This window comes from Rhizobium sp. P2_G9 (assembly GCF_056403475.1).
The window spans coordinates 1-18,802 of sequence record NZ_JBFUFK010000064.1 but is presented as its reverse complement, the minus strand read 5'-3'; the positions used below and the strand labels follow the sequence as shown (position 1 = coordinate 18,802).

Sequence of the window (18,802 nt, the reverse complement as noted above, 5' to 3'; positions counted from 1 at the left end):
GGGAAACATGGTTTATCAGCATGCTTGACCGCCTCTACACCAACTGGGTCTATGGCGGCTTCCTCGCGGGCCTCCTGATCCTCGCGCTCTCCCCGCTGCTGCTGCGCGGCTGGTCCTGGCCGATGATCGCCGTCTTCCTGCAATTGCCCGTCTACATGCTGCATCAATACGAGGAGCACGACGACGGCCGGTTCGGCAGGTTCGTCAATGACCGCATCGGCGGCGGCCGGATGGTGCTGCCGCAATCCGTGATCTTCCTCATCAATGTTCCGGGCGTCTGGGGTGTCAACGCCGTTTCGATCTGGCTGGCGGCCAGATACAATGTCGGCTTCGGGCTGATCGGCATCTATCTGACGCTGGTCAACGGCATCGTGCATATCGTGCCGAGCGCCAGGATGCGCATCTACAATCCCGGCCTGGTCACCGGTGTGCTTTTCTTCCTGCCGCTCGGCATCTGGTCGCTGGCAGAAGTCTCCAATGTGCCCGGCGTCGGCTGGGCCTATCATCTGCTGGGCCTCGGCCTGGCCATTCTCATCCATGTCGCCATCATGGCTTATGTGTTCAGCAATCGCGCGCGTGCCGCCCGGGAAATGCCTGCTCGATGATCAAGAAAATCCTCATTGCCAATCGCGGTGAAATCGCCTGCCGCGTCATCCGCACCGCCAGGAAGCTTGGCATCGCCACCGTCGCGGTCTATTCCGATGCCGACCGCGAGGCCATGCATGTCAAGCAGGCCGACGAGGCGGTGCATATTGGCCCGGCGGCGTCGGCCCAATCCTATCTGGTGATCGACAGGATCGTCGAGGCGATCCGGCAGACCGGCGCCGATGCCGTTCATCCCGGCTATGGCTTCCTGTCGGAGAACCGCGCCTTTGCCGAACGATTGGAAAAGGAAGGCGTGACCTTCATCGGCCCGCCGGTCGGCGCGATCGAGGCGATGGGCGACAAGATCACCTCGAAGAAGATCGCCGCCGAAGCCGGTGTTTCGACCGTTCCCGGCTATATGGGCCTGATCGCCGATGCCGATCAAGCGGTGAAGATTTCCAACCAGATCGGCTACCCCGTGATGATCAAGGCCTCGGCCGGTGGCGGCGGCAAGGGCATGCGGATTGCCTGGAACGAGGCCGAAGCGCGCGAAGGTTTTCAGTCGTCGAAGAACGAAGCAAAGAGCGCCTTCGGCGACGACCGCATTTTCATCGAGAAATTCGTCGACCAGCCGCGGCATATCGAAATCCAGGTGCTGGGCGACAAGCATGGCAACACGCTCTATCTCGGCGAGCGCGAATGCTCGATCCAGCGCCGCAACCAGAAAGTCATCGAGGAGGCGCCTTCTTCTTTCCTCGACGCGGCGACGCGCAAGGCGATGGGCGAACAGGCGGTGCTGCTGGCCAAGGCGGTCGGTTACCATTCGGCCGGAACGGTGGAATTCATCGTCGACGGCAACAGGAATTTCTATTTCCTCGAAATGAACACGCGGCTGCAGGTCGAGCATCCGGTGACCGAACTGATCACCGGCATCGACCTGGTCGAGGAGATGATCCGCGTCGCCCAGGGCGAACGGCTTCGCCTGACACAGGCCGACGTCAAGCTTAACGGCTGGGCGATGGAAAGCCGGCTCTATGCCGAAGACCCCTATCGCAGCTTCCTGCCCTCGATCGGCCGACTGACACGCTACCGGCCGCCGGCAGAAGGCCGGCAACCAGACGGCAGCATCGTGCGCAACGACACCGGCGTCTATGAAGGCGGCGAGATCTCGATGTATTACGATCCGATGATCGCCAAACTCTGCGTCTGGGCGCCGACGCGGGCGGAATCGATCGCGGCCATGGCTGACGCACTCGACGCGTTCGAAGTCGAAGGCATCGGCCACAACCTGCCTTTCCTCTCCGCCGTGATGACGCATCCGCGCTTCCAGTCCGGCAATATCACCACCAAATTCATCGCCGAGGAATGGCCGGACGGTTTTCACGGCGTCGAGCCTGATACCGCGCAGTCGCGGCTGCTCGCCGCCGTGGCGATGTTTGCCGAACACGCCGACGAGACGCGCAAGACCCGTATCTCCGGCACCTTAGCCAACCATACGCGCCGGCTCGGCCAGCGGTTCGTGATTATGGCCGGCAAGGACACCTGGTCACTGTCGACTGCCGACGAAGTTGGCAGCCTGCGGGTCGATTTCGAGGATGGCACATCGCTCTGCGTCAGTTCGGACTGGAAGCCGGGCGCACCACTCGGCCGTTTCACCATCGGCAGCGAGCAGCATGACGTCAAGATCACCAAGGCCTCGACCGGCTGGCGGCTGCGCTGGCGTGGCGTGGATGCGGTCTATCGGGTGATGACACCGCGCCTGTTCGAGCTCGCGCAATTCATGCCGGTGAAGCAGGCGGCGGATACGTCGAAGCAGTTGCTTTGCCCGATGCCTGGGGTGATCACGCAGGTGCTGGTCAGGGCGGGTGATCAGGTCGAGGCAGGACAATCGCTGGCGACGGTCGAGGCGATGAAGATGGAGAATCTACTGAAGGCAGAGCGCAGGGCGGTGGTAAAATCGGTGAAAGTCGAGGCTGGGCAGAGTCTGGCGGTGGATGAAGTGATTATGGAGTTTGAATAATGGGCTATCGCATCACGCTGTTGGCGACACCGCTCGCCGCGGCCGATCCGGTTTTGCACGGTCTTCGCTTAAAAGCTGGCGACCAATCTGATTCGTGGAACGAAACGCAGGCGAGTGGTGCGTCAGATGGTGAGAGATACATCATCTGGATAAACGACGATTCACTTCACTTTGCCTATCCAACCTTGCTTGAAGCGTCGAAGCGCGGCGAATTGCTTGTGCTCTTGGTAAACGAGACTGTCATGGTGTCGGGAATCATGCGGCTTGAGAATGGCAAAGCCCTTTGGTCAGTCGCTCACGTCTCTGATGAAGGTGCCGATCACCTGGTGTCAGAGGGCAACCCGCCGGACTTCTACCAGGAAGTCGTTGACGGCCTTCGGGCCGACTCCAAAGTGATCCGCAGCTACGAGATCAACTATGCCTTCGAGGTGCCAATCGCGCTTTTCAAACGATTGACAGGATTTCGGCACGACGAGGAGCATGACTTGTCTTTCGTCGCGTTAGAACAGGAATGACAGTCTTACGTCTGGTCTGTTCGCTAAATTCCGTCGAAGGGATGAGCGGTGTCCCTGGTTCTGATCATCACATTTCTGTTTTCCTTTTGGAGACCATTCAATGACCGAAAAGAACCTCTCCGACTGGCAAAAGCTCGCCGCCAAGGAACTTGGCGCCGCCTCCGATTCAGTGACGTGGCACACCCCCGAAGGCATCGTCGTCAAGCCACTCTACACCGAGGCCGACACAGAAAACCTGCCGCATCTCGGCTCCCTCCCCGGTTTTTCTCCCTTCACCCGCGGCCCCCGCGCCACCATGTATGCCGGCCGGCCCTGGACGATCCGGCAATATGCTGGTTTCTCGACGGCGGAAGAATCCAACGCCTTCTACCGCAAGGCGCTCGCCGCCGGGCAAAAGGGTCTTTCCGTCGCCTTCGACCTTGCCACCCATCGCGGCTATGATTCAGACCATCCGCGGGTCACCGGCGATGTCGGCAAGGCGGGGGTGGCGATCGATTCGGTCGAGGACATGAAGATCCTGTTCGACAGGATTCCGCTCGAGGACATGTCGGTGTCGATGACCATGAATGGTGCGGTGATCCCCATCCTCGCTAATTTCATCGTCGCCGGCGAGGAGCAGGGGGTGGCGCGGGAAAAGCTCTCCGGTACGATCCAGAACGACATCCTCAAGGAGTTCATGGTCCGCAACACCTATATCTATCCGCCCGAGGCCTCGATGCGGATCGTCGCCGACATTATCGAATTCACGGCGAAAGAGATGCCGAAGTTCAATTCGATCTCGATCTCCGGCTATCACATGCAGGAGGCCGGCGCGACGCTGGTGCAGGAACTGGCCTTCACGCTTGCCGATGGCCGCGAATATGTGCGTGCGGCGCTTGCCAAGGGCCTCGATGTCGATGATTTTGCCGGGCGGCTGTCGTTCTTCTTCGCCATCGGCATGAATTTCTTCATGGAGGCGGCCAAGCTGCGCGCAGCACGGCTGCTGTGGTCGCGGATCATGGCAGAGTTCAATCCGAAAAAACCGTCGTCGTCGATGCTGCGCACGCATTGCCAGACTTCCGGCGTGTCGTTGCAGGAGCAGGACCCCTATAACAACATCATCCGCACGGCCTATGAGGCACTGTCGGCAGCTTTGGGCGGCACGCAATCGCTGCATACCAATTCCTTCGATGAGGCGATCGCACTGCCGACCGAAACCTCGGCCCGCATCGCCCGCAACACGCAATTGATCCTGCAGCATGAGACGGGCGTCACCAAAGTGGTCGATCCGCTGGCCGGGTCTTATTATGTCGAGAGCCTGACGGCAGATCTGGCGGAAAAGGCCTGGGCGCTGATCGAGGAGGTCGAGGCACTGGGCGGCATGACCAAGGCGATCGACACCGGCCTGCCGAAGCGGATGATCGAGCAGGCCGCGACGCAGCGGCAGGCAGCCGTCGACCGCGGCGACGAAGTTATTGTCGGCGTCAACAAATACCGCCTGCCGGAAGAGGCTGTGATCGAGACGCTCGACATCGACAACAAGGCGGTGCGCGAGGCGCAGATCCGCCGGTTGGAGAAGACCCGCCAGCTTCGCGATCGCCAGAAATGGGGTGCGGCGATCGATGCGCTGAAGACCGTGGCCCGCACTGGCGAGGGCAATTTGCTCGCCGCCGCGATCGAGGCGGCGCGGGCGCGCGCCAGCGTCGGCGAGATTTCCGATGCGATGCGCGAGGCGTTCGGCAACTATTCCGCGGTGCCGGAAGTCGTCTCCGACATTTATGGGCCGATGAGCGAAAGTGATCCGGACTATGAAATCATCGCCGATCGCGTGGCGCGCCACATCGCCGAAACCGGCAAGAAGCCGAAAATGCTCGTCGCCAAGCTTGGCCAAGATGGACATGATCGGGGCGCCAAGGTGATTGCCTCGGCCTTCGGCGACATCGGCTTCGACATCGTCGCCGGCCCGCTGTTCCAGACCCCTGACGAGGCGGCGGAGCTTGCCATAAGCGAGAAGGTCGATGTCATCGGCGTCTCCTCGCTCGCCGCCGGCCACAAGACGTTGATGCCGGAACTGGTCGAGCAATTGAAGGCCAAAGGCGGCGCAAAAATCATCGTCGTCGCCGGTGGCGTCATTCCACGCAAGGATTATCAGTTCCTGCAGGAGCATGGCGTGTCGGCGGTGTTCGGGCCGGGCACGAATGTCGTCGATGCGGCCCGCGCCGTGCTGGACCTTGCGGAAGGACGGCTCAGGAATGAGTGACATGCTGACCCGCGTCAATCATATCGCGCTTGCCGTGCCGAACCTGGACACCGCCGTCGCGCGCTACCGTGACAGCCTGATGGCCCAGGTCTCGGCACCGCAAAAGCTGCCGGAGCACGGCGTCACCGTCGTGTTCGTTCAGTTCGGCAATACCAAGGTCGAGCTTCTCGAACCTCTGGGCGACGCCTCGCCGATCGCCTCGTTCCTGGCGAAGAATCCGGACGGCGGCATGCACCATATCTGCTACGAGGTGACGGACATCCTTGCCGCCCGCGACCATCTCAAGGCGGCTGGCGCGCGCGTGCTGGGCGATGGCAATCCGAAAATCGGTGCGCATGGCAATCCGGTGCTTTTCCTGCATCCGAAGGACTTCTTCGGCACGCTGATCGAGTTGGAAGAAGTGAAGTGATCGGTGCAGACCTGCATCGCTTGACGGATAGGCAGCTTCGGCTAACGTCCTGACGGCATGGAGGAGCATCGGATGAGGCTGAAAAACAAGATTGCATTTCTGACGGCAGCGGGGGCCGGCATCGGCCGGGCGACGGCGCTGGCTTTCGCCCGGGAAGGCGCCCGCGTCATCGCCACGGATCGTGACGCCAAAGCCATCGAGACGTTGACGCCCGAGCTGGACGCCATCTCAGGGGGTCATGAATGTTTCGTGCTCGACGTACTCGATCATGCGGCGCTGATCCGCGCCGCCGACAGCCACACCGACGTCAACGTGCTTTTCAACTGCGCCGGCTGGGTGCATCAGGGCAAGCTGACCGACACGACAATCGAAGACTGGCAGCGCTCCTTCGATATCAACGTCACCGGCATGTTCGTGCTGGCCAGGGCTTTCGTGCCGCATTTCCTCGCCAATGGCGGCGGCAACATCATCAATGTCGCCTCGGTTGCTTCCAATCTCAAGGGCGTGATCAACCGCGCCGCCTATTCATCGTCGAAGGCCGCCGTCATAGGCCTGACCAAGTCGATCGCGTTCGACTACATGGCGCAGGGCATTCGCGCCAACACCATCTGCCCCGGCACGGTGGATTCGCCATCATTGCATGAGCGGGCGCGCAGCCTCGGGGAAGAGAGCGACGTGATGCGGACCTTCGTCGCCCGCCAGCCGCTCGGCCGGCTGGCCCAGCCGGAGGAGGCGGCAGCGCTTGCGGTCTACCTGGCGAGCGATGAGTCGAGCTATGCGACGGGAGCCGACTTCATCCTCGACGGCGGTATTACGCTGTGATGGATCGCGTCAGGTACCGCAGGCCTTGGTGACGGACCCTTCGAGGCCTCATTCAGCTTCGCGTCATGAGGCACCTCAGGGTGAGGGCAGAGATTTTGGCGCCACCGGTGCCTCAATCTGCTCTTGCTGCGACAGTGCTCGTGGCACTGCGAGCGCCCCACCCACCGCCCTCACCCTGAGGTGCCCCATGACGCGAAGCGGAATGGGGCCTCGAAGGGCCCCCCAAAAAAGCTGAGAACGGTTGCACTGTAGTAAGGGTAATGCAATCCTCAGCATGGAGGGGAGCAACCATGGAAGTCACCGTCTACATTCTTCGCTGCAGCGACAAGTCCTACTACACAGGCTTAACCAAGCAGGAGATCGAGGCTCGCGTCTGGGAACACAATCAGGGGATCTACGATGGCTACACCGCCAAACGCCGGCCGGTTGAACTCGTGTTTACCGAGACCTATGACCGCATTATCGATGCGATCGAGCGAGAACGGGAAATCAAGGGCTGGTCGAGACGTAAGAAAGAAGCATTGATTGCGCTGAATTACGAAGCCTGCCAGCGTTGTCGCGGCGCGGGCCGGCGAACAAGCCGGTTGATTAAATCAAAGTGGCGCTTGGGAAGGACCCTTCGAGGCCCCATTCCGCTTCGCGTCATGGGGCACCTCAGGGTGAGGGCGGTGGGTGTGGCGCCGCCGTAGCCCCAATCCCCCCTTGCTGCAAGGGCGCTTGTCGCACTGCGGGCGCCCCACACTCCCCTCACCCTGAGGCGCTTTTTCGGGCAGCCGGAAAAGCCTCGAAGGGTCCATCGCAGGCACGTCACTCGTAAGCGGCGTCGACTGCGCCAGCGGCGCCATGAGACTTGGTTAAGGCGCGATCATACTCCAGAAATGGGCAGCAATTTTCAGCGCCGGCGCGCGCCGAGAATCCAGCGCCAGATCGTTCCACCGAGGAATTTGTTGAAGATGATGAAATAGGCGATGATCAGGAGGAAGGCGAGTGCTGCCGGCCAACCCGTGAGGTTGAAGCCTGTATCCGTCAATCCGCCGGTCAATCGTGCGACGAGATAACCAAAGACGACAAATGCGGTTAGGAAATCCAGGACCGCCGCGAGCACGAGGCGCCAGGTCGATGGACCTTTGGTGTTCCGGTTTATGTCTGTCATGCGCTCCCCCTTGCCGGGACAATAGTGGCAAGGATGGAGAGCGCGCAAGCCCCTTGCCGGGGCTTGCAAAAGCCAGCGTCTATTTCAGAAACGCCCCGATCGCGTCGACCTCATTCGACCGGACGTCGTGGCCGCCGGCATGCCACTCGACCTTCACATCGGCACCCTGCCGGCCAAGATAGTCCGCCAATGACTGCGTCATCGGCGCGGGGCAGATCGGGTCGCGCTGGCCGGCAGTGATCAGCACCTTCTTTCCTTTCAGGCCCGGCTGCGGGCCGGGCGTGAACGGGATCAGCGGGTGCATCAGGATGGCGCGGTCCACCAGTTCCGGATGTTCGAACAGCACGTTTGCCAGAATATTGGCGCCGTTCGAATAGCCGAGGCCGACGACTTCGGAGGCCTGCTTCGCCTCCTTCATCGCCTTGATGAAGCCGGCCATTTTCTCCGTGGCGCGGGCGAGGTCGGCCATGTCGTAGACACCCTCGCCGGTGCGCTTGAAGAAGCGGGCAGCGCCGTATTCGGAGACGTCGCCGCGCGGCGAGACGATCGTCGCCTCCGGCATCAGGCCGGCGGCGAACTCATAGAACTGGTTCTCGTCGCCGCCGGTGCCGTGGAAGACGAAGAACACCGGCTTGCCCTCGGCACCGGGTTTCAGCCGGTGCACATAGCCATGTTTTTCCATGCATTCGATCACGGCCATCTCAATCCTCCAGCTTCTGCAGGTGTTCGGCCAGGATCGGACGCAGGTGCCTGTGCTGCTGCGGCAGCATCAGGCCCTCGCCGAGATGGGCGGTGTCCTCGTCGCGGTCGAAGCCGGGTTCATTGGTCGCCACCTCGAACAGCACGCCGCCGGGGGTGCGGAAATAGATCGCCCAGAAATAGTCCCGGTCGATGACCGGCGTGACGTTATAGCCCGTGTCGATCAGCGCCTTGCGGACTTCGAGCTGTTTTTCGCGGTTATCGACCGCGAAGGCGACGTGATGCACCGAGCCCGCGCCCTGCATGCCGCGATTGATGTTCGGCATGGTTTCGAGGTCGATCAGGCCGGCGCCGTTGCCGCCGGGGATGATCAGGCGGGTGGTGTCGTCCTTGTGATCGAGCTGTTCGTAGCCCATGAATTTCAGCAATTCCCTGGTCGCGCCTTCGTCGCGCAGCCGCATGGCGACCGAATGGAAGCCCCGGATCGCGTGATCCGCATCGACACCGTTCTCGGTCCAGGGGTCGCGGGCATCATCCCTGACTTCAACGAGCGCGAAACCGTCGCCGTCGGGGCCGGCGAAGTTCAGGCGCTTCTCGCCAAAGCTTTCCTCCTGCTTGAGGCCGGTGGCGCCGTTCTGGGTCAGGCGTTCCTTCCAGTAGCTGAGGGCACCCTGGGGTGCGGAGAACACGGTCGTTCCGACCTCGCCGGTGCCGGGGCGGCCGGCGCCGATATCGGGGAAGGGGAAATAGGTCATCACCGTGCCCGGCGTGCCGATTTCGTCGCCGTAATAGAGATGATAGACATCCGGCGCATCGAAATTGACCGTCTTCTTGACGCGGCGCAGGCCCAGCACCTTGGTGAAGAAGTGATTGTTGGTGCGCGCATCCGCGGCCATGGAGGTGACGTGATGCAGTCCCTTGATCTGGTTGAGCATGGCTTCAATCCTTTCGCGGCCCATCGAGTTGTTGTGCAGGGCCTCTTGTCGACGCTTTATATGCGCTCGCCGACACCATCAGGCTATCCCGCCCAACGAGCACGGATTGTTTCCAAATATCGAACGAAAAATTGATCGCCGTATATAAAATTGGTGACGATTGATCAGGGCCGGCGATAGAGCCGCGGCTTGCCATACATCGATCCGATGCGCTGGATGGCCGCCGGCAGACGCTCGCGCCAGACGGTCATCGAATAGCCGTTGGCGTGGATCATCGTCGTGCGATCTTCCATGATGCCGACATGGCCCTTCCAGAACACCAGGTCGCCGCGCTGCAGATTGCCGCCGTCGACGATCGTGCCGATCGTGCGCTCCTGCATATCGGCATCGCGTAGCACCTGGCGACCGGACATCATCATCGAGAACTGCACCAGCCCGGAGCAATCGAGGCCGAAACTGGTGCGGCCGCCCCAGAGATAGGGTGTTTCGATCAGGCGGGCGGCGATCGAGACATGATCGGTCAAGGCCGGGACGCCGATCTCGGCCATATGGGCGGCAATCAGCGCGCCTGCCTTGGTCAGCAGGTAGCGGGTGCCGCGCGTTTCCGCCTCCCCGATGACCGCAAGCCGGCTGCCCATGGAAAGCGACATGACCGCCGGCGTCTTCATATCAGGCTCGGGATAGAGAAAAGTGCGCGGTGCCACGACCCAGTGAGTGATCGGGGTGAGATCTTGCCCGAGATGGGCTTCTTCGACATAGCCGACATAGCCGTCGAGCACGGATTTGCCCCACACCCAGCCGTCGATCCGGTCCAGCACGACGATCTCTTCGCCGTGGATGAACTCGGTCTCGTTGGCGGCAAGCCGCTCCGGCCGTGCCCTGAGCGACGTTTTCATCGCCACGACACGCATCGGCGTGCCCTCGACGAAACGTGCCGCCTCCACCTGGCCCTTGAGCCCGGCTTCCGCAATGTCGGAGCGATAGGCATTCACGCGATGGTCGAGATCCATGGCATTTCCCTCAGCTCGGATGACGCCCCTTGTCGATGATGAGATCGCCGAACTTTTCCAGATAGAGCGCACCTGCCAATGTTCTTTTGATGATAACGTTGCGCCGGTCAAGGTTGTCGCGCGCCCGATCGACAATTCCCATGGCACCCATCGTGTCGAGCGCCCTTGTGATCACCGGTTTGGTGACGTTAAGCGTCGCAGCCAGCCCGCGCACCGTGTGCGGCGGCGGCATGAGATAGATATGCAGCAGAATGGCAAACTGCCGCACGGTGAGATCGCCCTCACCGCTCTTGACCTGTTGGAGCATGACGTCATGCCAGAGGCCGAGCGCCTGGGAGGCGGACAGTTCGACGGGCAACGGTCATCTCCGGTCAATCGTTTCGCGACCGTTCCATTTTCCGTCAAATGCCGCGGCTGCGCAAGCGCCGGTCTCGGCAAGGGTTAACCGCAGCCGGAATGCGGGTTAACTTTTCTTGTCCAGCGTTTCGAAGATAGCGCGGATCGCCTGCGCTTCGCCGCCGACGGGCGAATGCGGGCGCTCGTTCGGGGTCCAGGCAAAGATGTCGAAATGCGCCCAGCTCTTGGTCTTCTTGACGAAGCGCTTGAGGAACAGGGCTGCGGTGATCGCGCCTGCCATGCCGCCGGCCGGGGCGTTGGTGAGATCGGCGATCTTGGCGCTGACATCCTTTTCATAGCCTTTCCACAGCGGCAGCCGCCACAGCGGGTCGTCGACCTCGAGGCTGGCCTCCATGAGGGTATGCGCCAGGTCCTCGTCGTCGGTGAAAAAGGGCGGCACGTCGGGGCCGAGCGCCACGCGGGCAGCACCGGTCAGGGTCGCCATGTCGATCAGGAGCTCTGGTTCCTCCTCGTCGGCCAGCGCCAGCGCGTCTGCGAGGATCAACCGGCCCTCGGCATCGGTATTGTCGATCTGGACGGTGAGGCCGGCCCGGCTCTTATAGATGTCGCCCGGGCGGAAGGCATTGCCGGAGATCGAATTTTCCACCACCGGCACCAGCACAGTGAGGTCGATCTTGAGCTTGGCATCCATGATCATCAGCGCCAGGCCCATGACATTGGCAGCACCACCCATGTCCTTCTTCATCAGCAGCATGGACGACGACGGCTTGATGTCGAGCCCGCCGGTGTCGAAGCAGACGCCCTTGCCGACCAGCGTTACCTTGCGATGGCCTTTCTTGCCCCATTTGAGCTTGAGCAGCCGCGGCGCCTGGTCGGAAGCACGACCGACGGCATGGATGAGCGGGAAATTCTCCTTGAGAAGCTGCTCGCCGCGGACGGCGCTGACATCGGCCTTGTAATGCGTGCCCAGCGCGCGGAAGGCGGCTTCGAGCGCATCCGGACCCATGTCGTTGGTAGGCATGTTGACGAGGTCGCGGGCCAGGAAGACGCCGGCGACCAGCCGCTTGATGCGGCTCGCATCGGCATCGGCCGGGATCATCAGCGTCGGTGCCTCGCTGGTCTCGGATCTATAGCGGTCGAAGCGGTAGCTGCCGAGGCCATAGCCCAGCGCCAACCGGTTTGCCGTCAGCGGCGCGGTCTCGACATGCCACTCGCCGGCCGGCAGCAGGCGCGCCAGCCTGCCGGTGATGTAGGGCGTGTCCGACGGATTCTTGCCGAGGCCGAAAAGGGCACCGCCGAGATGGCCATCCCCCGAAGGAATGAGCAGCAGCGTGCCGGTTTCGCCCCTATAGCCGGCTTTCTTCGCCCAATCGAGCGCCAAGGGATCGACAATGCCGGTGTCGAGCTGCGCCGGCGTCACGGCAAAGATCGGCAGCGTCTTTCCCCCGTTGCTGTTGAAGGGGCTCGGACGGTCGATATACTGATAAGGGGCCATGGGAATCCTGTCGGCAAATTCTGGCGGGAGAATCGTCGCGTTAACGCTCTGTTAGGGTTAACAGATTATTGCTGGAGCGAGGGTTGCGCAACTCGGCTGATCGGGCCGCTGCCGGCCGGTTGATGCGGGAGATGGCGGCATGGCTCTTCAAAAACCTTTTGCCCGGATGCGCGGGAGCCTCGCGATTGCGGCACTCATCCCGCTCTTGGCACTCGGCGCCTGCTCGACGACGAGCCGCGAAACGACCGGCTCCATCCCGCATCTCAACAAGCCGATCGACCAGATGAACCAGGCCGAGCTCGCCTCGGCGACCCGCTCGGTCGGCGATGACTACTCCAAACATCCCAGGGATCGAGACGCCGGCCTCAACTATGCGACGCTGCTCCGGATGACCGGCAAGAACGACCAGGCTCTGGCCGTCATGCGCCAGGTGGCGATCGCCTATCCGAACGACCGCACCGTGCTGGCCGCTTACGGCAAGGCGCTCGCGGGCGCCGGCCAGCTCGACCAGGCGCTCGACGCGATCAACCGGGCGCAGACGCCCGACCGGCCGGACTGGCGGCTGAAATCGGCCGCCGGTGCGATCCTCGACCAGATGGGCCGCGCCGAAGAGGCGCGCGCCGCCTATCGCGATGCGCTCGATCTCCAGCCGAACGAGCCTTCGGTGCTTTCCAATCTCGGCATGTCCTATGTGCTGACCAACGACCTGAAAACGGCAGAGACCTATCTGCGCTCGGCGATCAACCAGCCGGGGGCCGACAGCCGCGTGCGCCAGAACCTCGCCCTCGTCGTCGGCCTGCAGGGCCGCTTCCAGGACGCCGAGAACATCGCCCGCCAGGAGCTGACGCAACAGCAGGCCGAGGCGAATGTAGCCTACCTCAAGGCCATGCTGGCGCAGAACGATTCCTGGCAGAAACTGTCGAACCAGGATGGGAAAAAGAAGCAGGGGTAGGTGGGCGATTCGCCTTATTACTTACATTTGGTCGGCGCAAGAAATACCCCCCTCTGCCCTGCCGGGCATCTCCCCCTCAAGGGGGGAGATTGGATGGGGCACCGTCGTCGCCTCTATCTCTTCCGTCTGGTTTTCCCAGTGGTCAACGTTCATTTGAGGCAAGAAGGGCGCCTCTTGCCAATCTCCCCCCTTGAGGGGGAGATGCCCGGCAGGGCAGAGGGGGGTTCGGCCTCCTACAATCCCGCCAATTCCTGCCGCTGCTCCTGCATCCTGAGAAAGATGCGATAATCTCGTTCGAAAGCGTGGTGGTTAGCCGGATTCGGGTGATAGACCGTCTCGCTCCGCCGCTGCATCGCCCGGCAGGCTTCAGCCAATGATCCATGCCACCCGGCCGCGCTGGCGGCCGTCATCGCCGTTCCCAAAAGCATCGCCTCCTCACCAGCGGAGACGATCACGTCGCGGCCGGTGATGTCGGCGTAGAGATGGGCGAAAAGCGGGTTCTTCGCATGGCCGCCGCCGAAATAGAGCCGCTTGATCGGGTCAGCCGCCGCCATTCGTTCGATGGTCTGGCGCATGCCGAGCACGAGCGCCACCATGGTGCGATAATACAGTGCCGACAGGCCATCGAAAGACGCGTCGAGCGACAGGCCGTGGATGCTGCCGAGCATGGATGCCTCGCCGAACGGCGTGCGGTTGCCGTGGAAATCCGGCAGAACATGAATCCTATGGCCGAAATCGTGGCCGCGGGATGCCAGTTCGGCGGAAATATGCGCCAGCACCTGTTCGTGGTCCGCCGCGACAGGCGACCGGCCGAGATGGATGCGCAGGATATGGTCGAGCAGGGCGCCGGCGGCCGATTGCCCGCCTTCCGAAATCCAGTAGCCTGGGAGTGCAGCGCCGAAATAGGGGCCCCAAAAGGCATGCAGGAAATGCGGCTCGCTGGAAAGGCGCATGACGCAGGTCGAGGTGCCGCCGATCAGGCTGGCATGGTCGGCCGCATCAGGGTCCGCACCGGTCTGCGCCAGCGTGCCGGCATAGGCATCGATCATGCCGGCAGCCACCTTTGTGCTGCGCGGCAAACCAAAGGCGTCGGCGGCTTCCGCGGAAAGGGAAGTGATGGGACTGCCCGGGGGTATCGGAGCGCCGTTGATGCCGGCTTTCTCGCGCAAGTCCTCAAGCCTGCCTGCGCGAAGCAATTCGCCATCCCAACCGGGCTCCGCATGACCGAGATAGTGCCATTTGGCGATCAGGGTGGACGCCGAGCGTGACAAGCTGCCGGTGGCACGGAAGGTGAGGAAATCGGCGAGATCGAGGATCATTCCGACGGCCTGCCATCTGTCAGGTGCGAGCATGTCCCTGGCGGACATGATCTTCGGCAGCTGCATTTCCGGCGAGACGATATTGCCGCAATAGCGCAGGCTATCCGCACCCGATTCCGTCAGATGCGCGGCCTCGCGGATGGCGCGGTGGTCGAGCCAGGCGATGGTGTCCCAGCCCGGTTCGCCGCTCAGCGCAACGCTGATCGGCCTGCCTTGCCGGTCGAGAAATGTCAGCGAGCAGGTGGCGTCGAAGCCGATCGCGTCGACCTCGGCAGGATCGATCCCCGACTGCGCGACGGCATCGCGCACCGAGGCGGTTACGGCGCTCCAGATATCGGCGGAGGAATGTTCGGCAATCGCAGCGCCCTCGCGGTTGAGCGCGATTGTGCGCGCCGCGCGGGCCATGAGCGCGCCCTTTCGATCGAACACGCCAGCCCGGGCACTGCCTGTGCCGACATCGACTGCGACGACGAACTCCCCCATGCGCCTCTTCTAAGCTCTTGCCGTGCTGATCAAATCCGGCAAGGACCGCATATCATCAAAAATCAGCGTCGGCTTCAACCCCTCAACCACCTCATGCAGATTGGAGAGCGCCGCATGCGAGCCGCCGGTGAAGGCAAAGACCTGCATTCCCGCCGCATGCGCGGCCTGGATGCCTGCCGGGCTATCCTCGATAACGATGCAGGCCTCCGGCGCAAAGCCCATGCTGCGGGCGGCGTGCAGGAAAAGATCGGGCTCCGGCTTGCCGCGCTCGACCATGCTGGCGCTGAAGATATTGGGCTCGAAAAAGCCGATCAGGCCGGTCTTGGTCAGCGACAGGCGGATACGCTCCATCTGGCTCGACGAGGCGACGCAATGCGGCAGCATGAAGCCGCCGAGCATGCCGGCAACGCCGGGGATCGGCTGCAGCTCGGCCTGGAAGCGGGCATAGAGCTGGGTCCGCATCGCCTCGATATGATCTTCGGAGAGCGCAATGCGGAATTCGTCGGCGATCATGCGGGTGATCGACGCCATGCTCTTGCCGAGGAACTGCCGATAGGCGCGGCTTTCGGAGAGCTCGACGCCGGCGCTGACCAGCGTGTCGCGCAAAACGGCAAACGAGATCGGCTCGCTGTCGACCAGGACACCGTCGCAATCGAAGATCACCAGTTGGGAAAGGGGGTTCGGCATGGCTCAGACCACCCGCCCCCAGACATCCGGCAATGCGCTCGCGTCGATCGAACCATTGCCGGACCTGAACATTTCACACCCCTAAGCCACCATCCAGATAGGCGGACAGGGTTGCACGCGTCCCTCTCTCCCGGAGAGAGCCGAGCGCTTGCGAAAACCGCTGCTGGAAAACCGCCGCCTTGCCAACATCGCCGAAGATGTCTTCGAGTTCAAGGAAGGCAAGCGGATTTTGTTTCGACTTCAATGCCGCCGCCTGCAGCCGGTCGGCATTGGCGTCGTTGAAGACGATGGTGCGGCCGCTGTCCGACGTGCCCTCGAAATAGCGGCACCAGAGAGCGGAGACCAGCGCCAGGCCGCGCACATCCTGGCCCTTGCGCAGCCGGTCGGCGGTCGAGGGCAGGATGAATTTCGGCTGGCGGTTGGAGCCGTCCTGGGCAAGGCGCGCCACGGTGTCGCCGATCTTCGGATTGGCGAAACGGTGCTCGATCAGCTTGAAATAGTCGTCGAGATTGGTGTCGGGCACCGGCGGTATGCAGGGAATGATCTCGGTCTTTTCCAGCTTGGCGAGGAAATTGCGGATCAGCGGCTCCTCCATCGTCTCGTGGACGAAGTGGATGTCGAGCAATTCCCCGGGATAGGCGATGGTCGCATGGCCGCCATTGAGGATGCGGATCTTCATCAGTTCATAGGGCGCGACATCCTGGACGAAAGTGACGCCGACTTTTTCCAGCGCCGGGCGGCCGGCGGTGAATTTGTCTTCCATTACCCATTGCTTGAATTCTTCGCAATAGACCGGCCAGGCGTCGTCGATATCGAAGGTGTCCTTGCAATGGTTGATCTCGCGCGCGGTCGTAGCCGGAGTAATACGATCGACCATGGAATTCGGAAAGGTGACGTTGGCGGCGATCCAGTCGGCGAATTCACCGTCCGACAGTTTCGCCAGGCCGGCGACGGCATGTTCGGTGACGTGACCGTTGCCGGGGATATTGTCGCAGGACATGACGGTGAAGGGCACCAGACCGCGTTGGCGGCGAAGCTTCAGGCCGGCGAGGATGATGCCGAAGACAGTCTTCGGATCGGCCGGATTCTGGCCGTCGGCGGCGATCGCCGGATGGTTCGGATCGAAGGTGCCGGTGGCCGGATTGATGAAATAGCCGCCCTCGGTGATGGTCATCGAGACGATGCGGGTGGACGGATGGGCGAGCTTTTCGACCATGGCGCCGCGATCCGCCGGATCGAGGAAGTCGATCATCGCGCCTGTGACGCGGGCTTCGGACTTGCCGACATCCTGCTCGACCACCGTGGTCAGGTAGTCCTGGGCCCTGAGTTTGTCGCGCATGGCGCTGTCATAGGTGGTGACGCCCGCGCCGATCAGGCCCCAGTCGCGATCCTCTCCGAGATTGAAGAGGTCGTCGAGATAGACCGCCTGATGGGCGCGGTGGAAATTGCCGATGCCGAAATGCACGATGCCGGGCTTGATATCACTCCGCTGGTAGTTCGGTACCGCCGCATGGGCGGATATGGTGCTGAGATTAGCGAGCGACAGGGATATAGTCATGGCTTCATTCCTATGTCTGGGGACGAACCCGTCCATCCGTGCCACTGCCGGATCAATGCGACCGGCAGCGATGTGTCAAGCGTCGCTGGAGGCAGGCGACAAAACCGTACCCGCCTCCGGAAGGCCGGCAATCTTGGTCAGCGGATCGCCAGACCGTTGGCGTCGAAACGATGAAGTCTGGTCGCATCCGGCGTCAAATAGACGGTCTCGTCGAAATGGATATCGAAATCACCCGGCGCACGCACCGTGATCGTGCCCACCTTTTCCGTATGCACGTGCACGAATGTGTCGGCGCCGAGATGTTCGGCGACACCGGCCTTGCCCTTCCATTTGCCTTCGGTCTTGGAGATGCCCACGTGTTCGGGCCGCGTGCCGATCGTCGTGGCGTTGAGCGCCTGCGCCTCGGCGCCGGTCACCAGGTTCATCCTGGGCGAGCCGATGAAGCCGGCGACGAAGACGTTGTTTGGCGTGTGGTAGAGTTCCATCGGCGAGCCGACCTGTTCGATGCGGCCGGCATTGAGCACGACGATCTTGTCGGCCATGGTCATGGCTTCCACCTGGTCGTGGGTGACGTAGATCATTGTCGTGCCAAGCTGATGATGCAGTTCGCTGATCTCCAGCCGCATCGTGCCGCGCAAGGCCGCGTCGAGATTCGACAAAGGTTCGTCGAACAGGAAGGCGGAGGGCTCACGGACGATCGCGCGGCCGATCGCGACACGCTGGCGTTGACCGCCCGAGAGCTGCCCCGGCCGCCGCTCGAGGTAATTGCTGAGATTGAGGACACGGGCGGCTTCATTGACCTTCTTGTCGATCTGCTCCTGCGGCATCTTCGCCATCTTCAGCGGGAAGGCGATGTTCTTCCTGACGCTCATATGCGGGTAGAGCGCATAGGACTGGAAGACCATGGCGAGCCGGCGCTTGGCCGGCGCTTCGCTGGTCATGTCGCGGCCATCGATCTCGATCGTGCCGGATGTGGTGTCCTCGAGGCCGGCGATCAGGCGCAGCAGCGTGGACTTGCCGCAGCCGGACGGACCGACGAAGACCACGAACTCGCCCTCGTTGATCGTCAGGTCGATGCCCGGGATGACGGCGGTGTTGCCGAAGGACTTGTTGACTTTCTTAAGCTGGATCGTTCCCATTTTCGTTCCCTCCCGGATTGTTATTTGACCGCGCCGAATGTCAGCCCGCGCACCAGCTGCTTCTGCGAGAACCAGCCCATGATCAGGATCGGCGCGATGGCCAAGGTCGAGGCTGCCGAAAGCTTTGCCCAGAACAGACCCTGCGGACTGGAGAACGAGGCGATGAAGGCGGTCAGCGGCGCGGCATTGGTGGTCGTCAGCTGGATCGTCCAGAAAGATTCGTTCCAGGCCAGGATGATGTTGAGCAGCATGGTCGACGCAATGCCGGGCACCGCCATCGGGGTGAGCACATAGACAATCTCGCCCCAGAGCGTGGCGCCATCCATCCGCGCCGCTTCAAGAATCTCGCCCGGGATTTCGCGGAAATAGGTGTAGAGCATCCAGACGACGATCGGCAGGTTGATCAGCATCAGCATGACGCAGAG

Annotated in this window: 18 protein-coding genes and 2 pseudogenes; 9 read left to right on the top strand and 11 right to left on the bottom strand. The window is 62.3% G+C overall.

From position 1 onward, the window contains the following. Positions 1 to 20 precede the first annotated feature (20 nt). The 8 genes and pseudogenes from AC1DYF_RS35520 (at position 21) to AC1DYF_RS35485 (ending at position 7,182) form a co-directional block, all read left to right on the top strand. Positions 21 to 605: an HXXEE domain-containing protein gene (locus AC1DYF_RS35520; protein WP_477882972.1), complete on the top strand. Its 585-nt coding sequence runs from the start codon at positions 21 to 23 to the stop codon at positions 603 to 605. Then, a pseudogene (locus AC1DYF_RS35515) lies at positions 602 to 2,072 on the top strand (acetyl-CoA carboxylase biotin carboxylase subunit); the annotation flags it as partial. The gene AC1DYF_RS35520 and the pseudogene AC1DYF_RS35515, both read left to right, overlap by 4 nt. Beyond that, positions 2,057 to 2,605 carry a biotin/lipoyl-containing protein gene (locus AC1DYF_RS35510; RefSeq protein ID WP_477883006.1) on the top strand — a complete coding sequence of 183 codons (549 nt, stop codon included), beginning with the start codon at positions 2,057 to 2,059 and terminating at the stop codon, positions 2,603 to 2,605. The pseudogene AC1DYF_RS35515 and the gene AC1DYF_RS35510, both read left to right, overlap by 16 nt. After that, positions 2,605 to 3,120 (top strand): hypothetical protein, encoded by a 516-nt coding sequence (locus tag AC1DYF_RS35505; RefSeq protein ID WP_477882970.1) that lies wholly within the window; start codon positions 2,605 to 2,607, stop codon positions 3,118 to 3,120. Before AC1DYF_RS35510 ends, AC1DYF_RS35505 begins: the two co-directional genes overlap by 1 nt. A gap of 100 nt (positions 3,121 to 3,220) precedes the next feature. Continuing rightward, positions 3,221 to 5,359 carry a methylmalonyl-CoA mutase gene (scpA, locus tag AC1DYF_RS35500; RefSeq protein ID WP_477882969.1) on the top strand — a complete coding sequence of 713 codons (2,139 nt, stop codon included), beginning with the start codon at positions 3,221 to 3,223 and terminating at the stop codon, positions 5,357 to 5,359. 1 nt (position 5,360) lies between these two features. Beyond that, positions 5,361 to 5,768, top strand: a complete 408-nt coding sequence (gene mce / locus AC1DYF_RS35495) for a methylmalonyl-CoA epimerase (protein ID WP_477883004.1) — start codon at positions 5,361 to 5,363, stop codon at positions 5,766 to 5,768. Positions 5,769 to 5,840: 72 nt separating this feature from the next. After that, positions 5,841 to 6,590, top strand: coding sequence for an SDR family oxidoreductase (locus AC1DYF_RS35490; protein WP_477882968.1), 750 nt, complete (start codon positions 5,841 to 5,843; stop codon positions 6,588 to 6,590). Positions 6,591 to 6,880: 290 nt separating this feature from the next. After that, positions 6,881 to 7,182, top strand: a pseudogene (locus AC1DYF_RS35485) (GIY-YIG nuclease family protein). Positions 7,183 to 7,482: 300 nt separating this feature from the next. Here the strand turns inward: AC1DYF_RS35485 and AC1DYF_RS35480 are convergent. From AC1DYF_RS35480 to AC1DYF_RS35455, 6 genes are all read right to left on the bottom strand, one after another. Continuing rightward, a complete protein-coding gene (locus AC1DYF_RS35480; protein WP_477882966.1) occupies positions 7,483 to 7,743 on the bottom strand; it encodes a hypothetical protein in 261 nt (86 codons plus the stop codon). Between the two features lie 79 nt (positions 7,744 to 7,822). Then, positions 7,823 to 8,425, bottom strand: a complete 603-nt coding sequence (locus tag AC1DYF_RS35475; RefSeq protein ID WP_477883002.1) for an alpha/beta hydrolase — start codon at positions 8,423 to 8,425, stop codon at positions 7,823 to 7,825. A 19-nt stretch (positions 8,426 to 8,444) separates the two neighbouring features. After that, positions 8,445 to 9,377 (bottom strand): VOC family protein, encoded by a 933-nt coding sequence (locus AC1DYF_RS35470; protein WP_477882964.1) that lies wholly within the window; start codon positions 9,375 to 9,377, stop codon positions 8,445 to 8,447. Positions 9,378 to 9,541: 164 nt separating this feature from the next. Next, positions 9,542 to 10,387, bottom strand: a complete 846-nt coding sequence (locus AC1DYF_RS35465) for a C40 family peptidase (protein WP_477882962.1) — start codon at positions 10,385 to 10,387, stop codon at positions 9,542 to 9,544. Between the two features lie 10 nt (positions 10,388 to 10,397). Next, complete coding sequence (locus AC1DYF_RS35460; protein ID WP_477882960.1) at positions 10,398 to 10,745, bottom strand: MarR family winged helix-turn-helix transcriptional regulator; 348 nt, start codon at positions 10,743 to 10,745, stop codon at positions 10,398 to 10,400. Positions 10,746 to 10,850: 105 nt separating this feature from the next. Further along, entirely contained in the window at positions 10,851 to 12,239 is a 1,389-nt protein-coding gene (locus AC1DYF_RS35455) for a leucyl aminopeptidase family protein (protein WP_477882958.1), read from the bottom strand. A 139-nt stretch (positions 12,240 to 12,378) separates the two neighbouring features. Here AC1DYF_RS35455 and AC1DYF_RS35450 point away from each other — a divergent pair, with 139 nt between their 5' ends. Further along, positions 12,379 to 13,191 carry a tetratricopeptide repeat protein gene (locus AC1DYF_RS35450; protein WP_477882956.1) on the top strand — a complete coding sequence of 271 codons (813 nt, stop codon included), beginning with the start codon at positions 12,379 to 12,381 and terminating at the stop codon, positions 13,189 to 13,191. A gap of 233 nt (positions 13,192 to 13,424) precedes the next feature. Here the strand turns inward: AC1DYF_RS35450 and AC1DYF_RS35445 are convergent, their stop codons facing one another. The 5 genes from AC1DYF_RS35445 to AC1DYF_RS35425 all read right to left on the bottom strand — a co-directional run. Beyond that, a complete protein-coding gene (locus AC1DYF_RS35445; RefSeq protein ID WP_477882955.1) occupies positions 13,425 to 14,993 on the bottom strand; it encodes an FGGY-family carbohydrate kinase in 1,569 nt (522 codons plus the stop codon). A gap of 9 nt (positions 14,994 to 15,002) precedes the next feature. Further along, the gene (locus tag AC1DYF_RS35440) at positions 15,003 to 15,680 is read right to left on the bottom strand and encodes an HAD family hydrolase (protein ID WP_477882953.1); all 678 of its coding nucleotides are present in this window, start codon (positions 15,678 to 15,680) and stop codon (positions 15,003 to 15,005) included. A gap of 73 nt (positions 15,681 to 15,753) precedes the next feature. Beyond that, a complete protein-coding gene (locus tag AC1DYF_RS35435) occupies positions 15,754 to 17,238 on the bottom strand; it encodes a mannitol dehydrogenase family protein (RefSeq protein ID WP_477882951.1) in 1,485 nt (494 codons plus the stop codon). 137 nt (positions 17,239 to 17,375) lie between these two features. Next, complete coding sequence (locus AC1DYF_RS35430) at positions 17,376 to 18,377, bottom strand: ABC transporter ATP-binding protein (protein ID WP_477882949.1); 1,002 nt, start codon at positions 18,375 to 18,377, stop codon at positions 17,376 to 17,378. 20 nt (positions 18,378 to 18,397) lie between these two features. Continuing rightward, a partial coding sequence (locus AC1DYF_RS35425; RefSeq protein WP_477882947.1) for a carbohydrate ABC transporter permease occupies positions 18,398 to 18,802 on the bottom strand: 405 nt, incomplete at its 5' end.